Source organism: Arthrobacter sp. 2YAF22_2 (assembly GCF_052114645.1).
GTDB lineage: Bacteria > Actinomycetota > Actinomycetes > Actinomycetales > Micrococcaceae > Arthrobacter.
In genome coordinates this window covers 1-10,178 of record NZ_JBFRFD010000061.1, presented here as the reverse complement: position 1 = coordinate 10,178, position 10,178 = coordinate 1, and the positions used below count along the sequence as shown (strand labels likewise).

The following is a 10,178-nucleotide window of genomic DNA, read 5'->3' as shown; positions in this document are numbered from 1 at the left end:
GTTCGGTGGGGGACACCGTCGTGCACCAGCTTGGCTGGCGGGACTACGCCGTGCTGAATGCAGGCGCAACGATGCCGGCCCGCACCGACCTGGCACCGGCGTCTGCCTTCCTCGGCGCGCTCGGGATGACCGGCCTGACGGCGTACACCGGGCTGCTCAAGGTCGCGGAATTCAAGCCCGGCGACGCCGTTTTCGTCTCCGGTGCGGCCGGAGCCGTGGGCTCCCTCGTGGGCCAGATCGCGAAGGCCAAGGGAGCCTCACGGGTGATCGGAAGTGCCGGCACCCCGGAAAAGGTCGCCCGGCTGCTGGAACTGGGCTTCGACGCCGCCTTCAACTATCACGACGGGCCCGTCCGTGAACTGTTGCAGCAGGCTGCGGGGGAGCAGGGCATTGATGTCTACTTCGACAACGTCGGCGGCGAGCACCTGGAGGCCGCGCTTTCGGTGCTGAACGTTGGCGGACGGGTCGCCATGTGCGGCGCCATCGCGCAGTACAACTCCACCGAGGCACCGGCCGGACCCCGCAACCTTGCGTTGGCCATCGGCAAGCAGCTCACCCTCCGCGGCTTCCTGGTCAGCGGTCAGCAGCAGCACGCGGCCGAGTTCGCCGGTCAGATGGCTGCGTGGCTGGCCGACGGCACAGTCCGCTACGACGAGACAGTGGTAGACGGGCTGGAGAACGCGCCGCAGGCCTTCATCGACCTGCTGGAGGGCGCCAACACCGGAAAGATGCTCGTCCGGCTCTGACCGGACTCCCGCAGCAACCCTTGAGGCCCCGATGTCTGCGATTTCGGGGCCTCAAGCGTGTTTCCGCACAGTAGGGCATACCGCTTGGTAACAAGTTCTCAACAATCTGGGAAATGGCTGTGAAGTGTGTTACTCGACGTGTTCCGGGCCACTAAAGTGGCTTGCATCCGTGCGCCTCGGCGCAGTGCTGCGAATCCGTCAGTGACAACAGTGTTTCGGGGGAAAACCGGAAGCAGACTCATTGGACTCGACGCAGCGCTTATCTCTTTCTTCCTGGAGGAACTTTGAAGAACTCACTGCGCGCAACCTTCAAGCGCGGTTCAATGGCCGGTGTCGCCACCGCGGGCGCGGCCGCCCTGCTGCTCACCGGGTGCGGTGCCGCCCCGACCTCGCCGGCTGCTTCCGGCTCGGCGACGAAATCGGACTACACCGCGTGCATGGTGTCCGACTCCGGCGGATTCGACGACAAGTCGTTCAACCAGTCCGGTTACGAAGGTTTGCAGCAGTCCGTCAAGGATCTCGGCATCCAGGAGAAGCACGTCCAGTCCAAGGCTGACACTGACTACGATCCGAACCTGCGCTCCATGGTGCAGCAGGGCTGCAAGCTCACCGTGACGGTCGGGTTCCTGCTCGGCGACGCCACGAAGTCCATCGCGACGGCCAACCCGAACAGCCACTTCGCGATCATCGACTACAACGACCCCACATTCCCCAAGAACGTCAAGCCGATCGTCTACGACACGGCCCAGGCTGCGTTCCTGGCCGGCTACCTGGCCGCAGGCACCACCAAGACCGGCAAGGTCGCCACCTTTGGCGGCATCAACATCCCCACCGTCACCATCTTCATGGACGGCTTCGCCGACGGCGTGAAGTACTACAACCAGAAGAAGAGCAAGAACGTCCAGCTCCTCGGCTGGGACAAGGACAAGCAGGACGGCACCTTCGTCGGTGACTTCAAGCAGGTCGACAAGGGCAAGGTCCTGACCCAGGGCTTCCTGGACCAGGGTGCCGACATCGTCCTGCCGGTGGCCGGACCGGTCGGCGGCGGCGCAGGCAGCGCGATCCTGGACGCCAAGGCCAAGGGCAAGGACGCCAAGCTGATCTGGGTTGACTCCGATGGCTACCTCACCGCCGCGGAGTACAAGTCCGTGATCCTCTCCTCCGTCCAGAAGACCATGTCCACCGCTGTGGAGTCGGTCATCAAGGACGATAAGGACGGCAAGTTCGACGCCGCTCCCTACATCGGAACCCTCGAAAACGGCGGCGTGGCCCTGGCCCCGTTCCACGATCTCGATTCCGCTGTTCCGGCAGACCTCAAGAGCGAACTGGACCAGCTCAAGAAGGACATCATCTCCGGTAACGTCAAGGTCGAGTCGAAGTCCAGCCCGACCAAGTAGGCACCGAACCGCGGGGCGCGCTGCCCTTCCGCCGTCACCTCGGCCGAAGGGCAGCGCGTTCTCTTTTGCTGGCCAAGCTGCCCTGCCCGGGTACCGCCAGCAGCGGCCTGCCGGCAGCTTTTTTGCCGGCGGCCTGCCCTGCCCAGGAACCACCCGTAACACTAGGCTGGGATTACCCGCTGCCCCGGCGCCGACAGCGCGCCGGAGCAGATCAATACACACACAGATTGGTTGGGGTTTTGAAACTCGAACTGAAAGGGATCACGAAGCGATTCGGGTCCCTGGTAGCCAATGACCACATCGATTTGGTCGTCGAGCCGGGGCAGGTGCACTGCCTGCTGGGGGAAAACGGCGCAGGGAAATCCACCCTGATGAACGTGCTCTACGGCCTGTACGACCCGACCGAAGGTGAGATCCTGGTCGACGACAAACCCGTCGTGTTCAAGGACCCCGGTGAGGCGATGGCCGCCGGCATCGGCATGGTCCACCAGCACTTCATGCTCATCCCGGTCTTCACCGTGGCCGAGAACGTGGCGCTGGGCAACGAGACCACCAAAGCCGCCGGCCTGCTCAATCTGGACGCCACGCGCGAGAAGATCCGCCGGATCTCGGACCAGTACGGGTTCGACGTCGACCCCGACGCCATGGTGGAGGACCTCCCCGTCGGCGTCCAGCAGCGGGTCGAGATCATCAAGGCCCTGGTCCGCGACGCCGAGGTGCTCATCCTGGATGAACCCACCGCCGTGCTGACGCCGCAGGAGACCGATGAACTCCTGGACATCATCCGGCAGCTGAAGCGGGACGGTAAGTCGATCGTCTTCATTTCCCACAAACTGCGTGAAGTCAAAGCCATCTCGGACACCATCACGGTCATCCGCCGCGGCAAGGTGGTGGGCCAGGCCGACCCGACGGCTTCCGCCACCGAGCTGGCTTCCGCCATGGTCGGCCGCGCGGTGAGCCTGTCCCTGGACAAGGCCCCCGCCAAGACCGGCGAGGTGACCTTCAAGGTCCGGAACCTGACCGTGACCGACCACAACGGCCAGCGCGTCGTCGACGACCTGTCCTTCGACATCGCCAAGGGCGAGGTGCTCGCCATCGCCGGCGTGCAAGGCAACGGCCAGACGGAACTGACCGAGGCCATCCTCGGGGTGCAGCCGCACGTCGCCGGCTCCATCACCCTCGACGGCGAGGAACTGCTGGGCAAGAGCGTCAAGCACGTGCTCGGCGCCGGCGTCGGCTTCGTCCCCGAGGACCGCACCCTGGACGGGCTCGTCGGCACGTTCACCATCTCCGAAAACATGATCCTGGACCTCTACGACAAGGCCCCCTTCGCGCGCGGCGTCGGCATGAAGCCGGGTGTGATCGCGGAAAACGCGGCCAAGAAGGTCGAGGAATTCGACGTCCGCACCCCGTCGGTCTCGGCCGCGGTGGGCACGCTCTCCGGCGGCAACCAGCAGAAGGTCGTCCTGGCCCGCGAACTCTCCCGTCCGCTGCGCCTGTTCATCGCCTCGCAGCCCACCCGCGGGCTCGACGTCGGCTCGATCGAGTTCGTCCACAAGCGCGTGATCGCCGAGCGTGACCACGGCACGCCCGTCATGATCGTCTCCACCGAACTGGACGAAGTGATGCAGTTGGCCGACCGGATCGCGGTGCTCTACCGTGGACGGCTGGTGGGCATCGTTCCCGCCACCACGTCCCGCGACGCCTTGGGCCTGATGATGGCCGGCGTTCCGGCCGCAGAAGCCGAAGCCAGCGCCTCCGCCCACGCCCCCAGCGGCACGACGACGGCGGCGGTTCCGGAGCCTGCCGGCCACGAAGGAGAAACCCATGTCTGAGAAGACAACCCCGGAGCCGGCTGCTCCCGCTCACAAACCCGTAGCAGAACCCGCTGGGCTCGAGGCCCCTGCGCCTACCCCCACCGAGGCCGTGGCCTCGGACGTCGCCCTCGACACCGCCGGCGGCCAGATGCCGCCGTCGGCGGTTCCGGCCGCCACCCAGCGGCGCAGCCGGGACCGGAACGGGGACGGCGGCTCGGTGCTGCACCAGATCTTCACCGGCAACGCCATGGTTTCCGTTCTGTCCGTGCTGCTCGCCATCGTGCTCGGCGGCATCCTGATGGCCGTGACCAATCCCAAGGTCGCGGCCGCGGCAGGCTACTTCTTCGCCCAGCCCGGGGACCTCCTGACCGAGGTCATCCGGCCGTACATTGCGCTGGTGCAAGGCTCGATCTTCAACTGGGCCGGCACCGACCTGGGCGCCCAGTTGTACCCGATCACCGAGACCTTCACGGTTGCCACCCCGCTGATCTGCGCCGGGCTCGGCGTCGCCCTGGCGTTCCGCGCCGGCCTGTTCAACATCGGTGCGCAGGGCCAGATCATCTTCGGTGCGCTCTTCGGCGCCTATGCCGGCTTCGCCTGGCACCTGCCGATCGGGCTGCACCTACTGGTGGTCATCCTCGCCGGCCTGGTCGGCGGCGCGGTCTGGGGCGGCGTCGTGGGCCTGTTGAAGGCCCGCACCGGCGCGCATGAGGTGATCGTGACCATCATGCTCAACTACATCGCCAACTTCCTGCTGCTCTTCCTGCTCACCACCCCGGCGTTCCAGCGCAAGGGATCCACCAACCCCATCTCGCCGTTCCTGGACTCCACCGCGCTGTTCCCGGAACTGCTGGGACCACAGTTCCGCCTGCACGCCGGCTTTCTGGCCGCGATCGTGGCCACCGCGTTCGTCTGGTGGTTGCTGAACCGGTCCACGATCGGCTTCGAGTTCCGGGCCGTCGGGGCGAACCCCAGCGCCGCCCGCACCGCCGGGATCAACGTCGCCCGCAGCACCATCCTGGTGATGGCGATCGCCGGCGCCCTGGCGGGGCTGGCCGGCATCGCCCAGGTGTCCGGTACGGAGAAGTACCTTTCCGGCGGCGTCGCCGCCTCGATCGGCTTTGACGCCATCACGGTGGCACTGCTGGGACGCTCGACGCCGTGGGGAACCTTCTTCGCGGGCCTGCTGTTCGGTGCGTTCCGCGCCGGCGGCGTGGCCATGCAGGCGCAGACGCAGACCCCGATCGACATTGTGCTGGTCATCCAGTCGCTGATCGTGCTGTTCATCGCGGCGCCGCCGCTGGTCCGTGCGATATTCGGACTTACCCCCCGTAAGAAGAAGACCACCAAAAGTGGAACCGTCGGCTCAACCACCGGCGGCGTGAAGAGCGGAGCGGCAGCATGAGCGCCACGACACAATCTCCCGCCAGCAAGCAGCCCGGCACCGGACACGGCGCCAACCGCGCCGGCAACGGCCGGAGCGGCGCCACGGCGGCCACCTCGGAGCTGGTGAGCTGGAAGGCCGGCGTCGGGCTGGGCCTGCTGGCCGTCCTTGGCACGGTCCTGTTCGGCTTCCTGGCCAACACTAAGTCCGCCGGCTTCCGGATCGCCGAGGCACGAGACCCCAGCGCCTCCTCCGCGGCGGCCTGGATCACCCTGGCCGTCGCCCTGGCGGCCGCCGCGTACGTCGGCTACCGGTGGATCAGCCAGCGCCGCGAGGGCGCTCCGGTGGACCGCTGGATTCCCGCGACCACCATCGCCGCCGTCGTCGTCCTTGGCCTTGCCGCCCTGGGCGTCGCCCGGGTAGAGAAGATCACCGTACCCTCGATGGTGCTCGGCTGGATCTGCTCCGTCCTGCTGCTGGCACTGGCCGGGTACGCCTGCTTCCTGACCGTACAGCGGAAGAAGGTCCCGGCGTGGCTGGGCGGCACCTTCGCGGTGGTCTTCCTGGTCGGCTTCATGATCTGGATCGTCGCCGGCGGCCGGGACACCGAACCGTCCATCTCCCTCGGCGGGCTGATGGCCGGTGCGGTGACCCTGGCCGTTCCGCTGGTCTTCGGCTCGCTCTCCGGCGTGCTCTGCGAGCGTGCCGGCGTGGTGAACATCGCCATCGAGGGCCAGCTGCTCCTCGGCGCCTTCTCGGCCGCCGTCGTCGCCACCGTTACGGGCAACGTCTACGTGGGACTCATCTCGGCGGCAGTGGCGGGTGCGCTCGTGTCCCTGGTCCTGGCCGTGGTGAGCATCAAATACCTCGTCAACCAGATCATCGTCGGCGTGGTGCTCAACGTCCTGATCAGCGGCCTCACCAGCTTCCTGTTCTCCACCCTGCTCACGGCCGATCCCGAGCACCTCAACAAGCCCGGCCGGCTGCAGGCGGTCGACATCCCGTTCCTCGCCGACATCCCGATCATCGGACCCATCCTGTTCCATCAGTCGCTGGTGGGCTACCTGATGTACGTCGCCGTGATCGTGGTCTACGTGGGCCTGTTCCACACCAAGTGGGGTCTTCGCGTGCGTGCCGTCGGCGAACACCCGCAGGCGGCGGACACGGTGGGCATCAACGTCAACCGGACCCGCTTCATTAACGTCCTCATGGGCGGGGCGATCGCCGGTATCGGAGGCTCCTTCTTCACCCTGGTCTCGGTGGACGCGTTCAGCAAGGACATGTCCGGCGGCCGCGGCTACATCGCCCTGGCGGCCATGATCTTCGGCCGCTGGAACCCCATCGGGGCGTTCCTGGCCGCGCTGCTGTTCGGCTTCGCCGACAACCTGCAGAGCATCATCACCATCATCGGCTCACCGGTGCCCAGCCAGTTCATGGCAATGCTGCCGTACGCCCTGACCGTGATCGCCGTCGCCGGGCTGGTGGGACGGTCCAGGCCGCCCGCGGCCGACGGCATACCGTACGTCAAGGGCTGAGAGCCATGCGCGAAGAGCAGGCCTTCGGGGCCCCGGGTCCCGGCGTCGCAGGTTCCGGCGCCCCGGCCCCCGGCGTCGACTGGGCGGCCCTGGAGTCCGCCGCGGTCGCGGCGATGAAGAATGCCTATGCACCGTATTCGAGGTTCGCGGTGGGGGCGGCTGCCCTCACCGCGGACGGCCGGATCGTGAGTGGCTGCAACGTCGAGAACGCCAGTTACGGGCTCACGTTGTGCGCCGAATGCGCGCTGGTCGGCAACCTGCACATGACCGGCGGCGGTCTGCTGCGCGCCTTCTATTGCGTGGACGCGGACGGCAGCGTGCTGATGCCGTGCGGCCGCTGCCRGCAGTTGCTCTACGAATTCCGGGCCCCCGACATGGAGCTCATGACCACCCACGGCATCAAGACGATGGACCAGGTGCTGCCCGATGCATTTGGCCCCGAGAACCTGGAGGAAACCCCGTGACACAGACCAGCAGCCGCGCTGACGCGTTTGACGCCGTCGACATCATCCGCATCAAGCGGGACAAAGGCGTCCTCAGCGCCGCACAGATCGACTGGACGATCGACGCCTACACGCGCGGCGCAATCGCCGAGGAACAGATGGCGGCCCTCAACATGGCCATTCTGCTCAACGGAATGGACCGGGCCGAGATTTCCCGCTGGACCGCCGCGATGATCGCCTCCGGCGAGCGGATGGATTTCTCCAGCCTGCGCCGGCCCGACGGCGGCGTGAAAGCCACCACGGACAAGCACTCCACCGGCGGCGTGGGGGACAAGATCACCCTTCCGCTGGCCCCGCTGGTGGCTGTCTTCGGCGTCGCTGTCCCGCAGCTCTCCGGCCGCGGCCTCGGCCACACCGGCGGCACGCTGGACAAACTGGAAGCGATCCCGGGCTGGCGCGCGAACCTGAGCAACGAGGAAATGCTGGCCCAACTGCAGGACGTGGGAGCCGTCATCTGCGCCGCAGGCGCCGGGCTGGCCCCCGCGGACAAGAAGCTTTATGCGCTCCGCGATGTGACCGGCACGGTGGAAGCCATTCCGCTGATCGCCTCCTCGATCATGAGCAAGAAGATCGCCGAGGGCACCGGGTCGCTCGTCCTGGACGTCAAGGTGGGCAGCGGCGCGTTCATGAAGGATGAGGCTCGGGCGCGGGAACTGGCCGAAACCATGGTGGCCCTAGGCAAGGACGCAGGTGTCCACACGGTGGCGCTCCTGACCAACATGAATACGCCTCTGGGCCTCACCGCGGGCAACGCGATCGAGGTCGAGGAATCCGTGGAGGTTCTCGCCGGCGGGGGCCCGGAAGACGTCGTCGAACTGACTGTCCGCCTGGCCGAAGAGATGCTGGCCGGCGCCGGCATCCGCGATGCCGATCCGCGCGCCGCGCTCAAGGACGGCCGGGCCATGGACGTCTGGAACCGGATGATCGAGGCCCAGGGCGGCGACCCGCGGGCGAAGCTCCCCGTCGCCAAGGAATCCGAGACCGTTTACGCGCCGGCCGACGGAGTGCTGGTGGAGCTCGACGCGATGGCCGTGGGTGTCGCGGCCTGGCGTCTTGGCGCCGGCCGCGCCCGCAAGGAGGACCAGGTCCAGGCCGGAGCCGGGGTACGGATGCACGCCAAACCAGGCGCCACGGTCCGCGCCGGCGAGCCGCTGATGACTCTGCTCACGGACACCCCGGAGAAATTCGAGCGGGCCAAAGAGGCGCTCGAACACGCCGCAGTGATCGCACCCGAAGGCTCCCGGCCGGCCCAGCAACTCATCATCGACCGCATCGCCTAGGCGTCCGGCATTAGACTGGCACCAGCATTCCGGGAGAAACCGGGTTCCGCCGTGCGTTAGGAAACCGTGCAGGCAATTAACGACTTCATCCTGGCAGCCGCAGGCCAGCCTTGGGTCCTGTTCCTCGTCTTCGCCTGCTGCCTGATCGACGGGTTTTTTCCGCCGGTCCCGAGCGAATCGGTGGTGGTCGGCCTGGCGGCCGTCGCCGCCTCAGCAGGGGTGCCCGACCCGCTCCTGCTGATCGTGGTGGCCGCCGCCGGCGCCTTTGCCGGAGACAACATCGCCTACCTGATCGGCCGGGCCACCGGAACCGGCCGCTGGGCATGGATGCGCAGGCACCGGGCACAGCGGGCATTCCGGTGGGCGGGCGACGAGCTCCGGAAACGGCCGGCGTCGCTGATCATGGTTGCGCGGTTCGTCCCGATCGGCCGGGTGGCCGTCAACCTGACCGCCGGCGCCACCAACTACGCGCACTCCAGTTTCGTCGGGCTAACGGTCCTGTCCGCCATGCTGTGGTCCGGCTACTCGGTCGCCATCGGTCTCTTCTTCGGCCAGTGGTTCGAGGACAACCACCTGCTGGGCGCCAGCATCGCCATCATCTGCGCCATTGCCCTGGGCATCGCCGTCGACCTCGCCATCAGCAGGCTGCGCGGCATGCTGCCTGAGGAGCTGGCGGCGGACCGGTCAGCGCCGCCAGCCGAGGGGTAGGAACCGTGCCGAGCACGCCGGAGCCGCAGCCGGCGTCATCATGCAGCGCGCGTAGCGCAAGACGCCCCGCGCGTGGGACACTTAGGTGCGATTCATGTCACGTCGGTGCCGTCTGCCTGTGAGTTCCAATCCAGTCCGTCCCGGTTACGTCCCGACCCTTTCAGTTGTCTAGGAGCACAGCCGCGTGGAGTTCATTAATGAGGCCGTGCTCCATGCAGCCGGACAGTGGTGGATCTACCCCGTGCTGCTGGCCTTTTTCTTCGTTGACGGCTTCGCCATGGTGGTCCCCAGCGAGACGCTGATCGTGGCACTGGCCGCCTATTCGCGGCACAGCGGCGAGCCCAACCTGTGGCTGCTCGGCCTGACGGCACTGGTCGGCGCGATCGCCGGCGACAACATGGCCTACCTGCTGGGCCGGAAGATCGGCCTTGAGCGGTTTCGCTGGATGCGCAAGCCGAAGGTGCAACGGGTGTTCGGCTGGGCCCGCTACGAACTTGAGAAACGCGGCGCCGTGCTGATCTTCACGGCCCGCTACATTCCCTGGGGCCGGGTGGCCGTCAACTACGTCGCAGGCACCACGGCCTTCCCGCGCCGCAGGTTCTTCTTCCTGGACGCCTTCGCCTGCTTCACCTGGGTGGTCTACTCGATCGGGATCGGCGTCCTGGCCAGCTCCTTCCCCTGGCTRCACCACAACCCGCTCCTGAGCGCCGGGATCGCCGTCGTGTTTGCGCTTGTCCTGGGCGTTGCCATCGACCACGCCCTGCGGTGGTGGCACAACCGCCTCGGACGGCACGACCAGCCGGCGCCT

9 protein-coding genes are annotated in these 10,178 nt (G+C 67.2%); all 9 read left to right on the top strand.

The window, feature by feature from the left end:
- Nucleotides 1–746: NADP-dependent oxidoreductase (locus AB4Y86_RS04340; RefSeq protein ID WP_441400411.1), on the top strand; the 746-nt coding region annotated here is incomplete at its 5' end.
- Nucleotides 747–1,030: 284 nt separating this feature from the next.
- On the top strand, nucleotides 1,031–2,143 hold the full coding sequence (locus tag AB4Y86_RS04335) for a BMP family lipoprotein (RefSeq protein WP_441400409.1): 1,113 nt from the start codon (nucleotides 1,031–1,033) through the stop codon (nucleotides 2,141–2,143).
- Between the two features lie 239 nt (nucleotides 2,144–2,382).
- A complete protein-coding gene (locus AB4Y86_RS04330; RefSeq protein ID WP_441400407.1) occupies nucleotides 2,383–3,978 on the top strand; it encodes an ABC transporter ATP-binding protein in 1,596 nt (531 codons plus the stop codon).
- Complete coding sequence (locus tag AB4Y86_RS04325) at nucleotides 3,971–5,365, top strand: ABC transporter permease (protein WP_441400405.1); 1,395 nt, start codon at nucleotides 3,971–3,973, stop codon at nucleotides 5,363–5,365. Before AB4Y86_RS04330 ends, AB4Y86_RS04325 begins: the two co-directional genes overlap by 8 nt.
- Nucleotides 5,362–6,879, top strand: a complete 1,518-nt coding sequence (locus AB4Y86_RS04320) for an ABC transporter permease (protein WP_441400403.1) — start codon at nucleotides 5,362–5,364, stop codon at nucleotides 6,877–6,879. Before AB4Y86_RS04325 ends, AB4Y86_RS04320 begins: the two co-directional genes overlap by 4 nt.
- A 5-nt stretch (nucleotides 6,880–6,884) precedes the next feature.
- Nucleotides 6,885–7,343, top strand: a complete 459-nt coding sequence (locus tag AB4Y86_RS04315; RefSeq protein ID WP_441400401.1) for a cytidine deaminase — start codon at nucleotides 6,885–6,887, stop codon at nucleotides 7,341–7,343.
- Nucleotides 7,340–8,662, top strand: a complete 1,323-nt coding sequence (locus AB4Y86_RS04310; protein ID WP_441400399.1) for a thymidine phosphorylase — start codon at nucleotides 7,340–7,342, stop codon at nucleotides 8,660–8,662. The genes AB4Y86_RS04315 and AB4Y86_RS04310 overlap by 4 nt, the downstream gene beginning before the upstream one ends.
- Before the next feature lie 66 nt (nucleotides 8,663–8,728).
- Entirely contained in the window at nucleotides 8,729–9,370 is a 642-nt protein-coding gene (locus tag AB4Y86_RS04305; RefSeq protein ID WP_441400397.1) for a DedA family protein, read from the top strand.
- 184 nt (nucleotides 9,371–9,554) lie between these two features.
- The coding region (locus AB4Y86_RS04300; protein WP_441400395.1) for a DedA family protein at nucleotides 9,555–10,178 on the top strand (624 nt) is incomplete at its 3' end.